The sequence below is a fragment of the Komagataeibacter kakiaceti JCM 25156 genome, assembly GCF_000613305.1.
In genome coordinates this window covers 1-934 of the sequence record NZ_BAIO01000718.1, presented here as the reverse complement: position 1 = coordinate 934, position 934 = coordinate 1, and the positions used below count along the sequence as shown (strand labels likewise).

Sequence of the window (934 nt, the reverse complement as noted above, 5' to 3'; positions counted from 1 at the left end):
GCCGCCAACCAGCGCGTCACCGCCGCCGCGACCATGGGCCTGCGCACCCGGCATGGTGGCCGCAAGCCCGGCCAGGACGGCAATCCCCGCTGCAATGCGCCCGATATTCCTCATGACCGTTTTCCTGCTCCTGTCTGGCTTAGGGCCGCAAGCGCCCCCTGTCGGGACAGGTTAAACAGGGTCGGCATGGCGATTTACGGGCAGGCACCGCCCTTTTCATGCCACAAAGCGGCGCGGCGGATCATGGATGGGCGGCGCGCAGTTCCTTCAGGCCCGACGGAATGGCGAACACGCTGTCCGCCTGCGGCGCGCGGGTGACGGAGGTGGCCTGCACCATGGTCCTGCCATCGCGGATCACTTCCAGCATCACGCCATCATCGGTGTAACAGATCTCGCTGGGGCGCTGGTCGGTATCCTGTGTCTGCCACAGGGTGCAGGGCGTGCCCGCCACGGTGGAGACACCCGTGCGCAGCCAGTTGCCCTGCGCGCGCTGCCCCATCTGCACATTGGCCGCGCCGGGGGCGGGAATGACGGTCCGCACCTTCTGGTCGGCATTGACGACCGTAAGCGTGCCCGTGTGATAATCGGTAATCATGTAGGTGGTGGCGTTACCAGGATCGACACGCTGCATCATCCGCCCGCTGGACCAGCGCATGCGCTGGGTCATGACCTCACGCGTGTCGTGGGGCGGATAGATGGTATAGGTTACGTCCACATCGTTCTGCGGGGTGACGAAGGGCGTCTCCTCCGTCGTTTCGGCGCGCGCGTGGCATGCGCCCCCCACCAGCAGGCAGGCCGCCAGCAGGGCATGGGCGCCAGGATGCGCAAATCGTGTCACTTCATGCAATCCTTCAAATCATACGGCGGGGTCAGCCGCCACTGGAGTCCGTAGCCTTGGGCGCGGCGGCCTGGGCGCGCCGGGCGGCGGGGGCGG

1 protein-coding gene is annotated in these 934 nt (G+C 67.0%); it reads right to left on the bottom strand.

What is annotated here, in order from left to right; translation table 11 throughout:
- Nucleotides 1-241: 241 nt before the first annotated feature.
- On the bottom strand, nucleotides 242-838 hold the full coding sequence (locus JCM25156_RS18260; RefSeq protein ID WP_025814271.1) for a hypothetical protein: 597 nt from the start codon (nucleotides 836-838) through the stop codon (nucleotides 242-244).
- Between the last annotated feature and the right edge of the window lie 96 nt (nucleotides 839-934).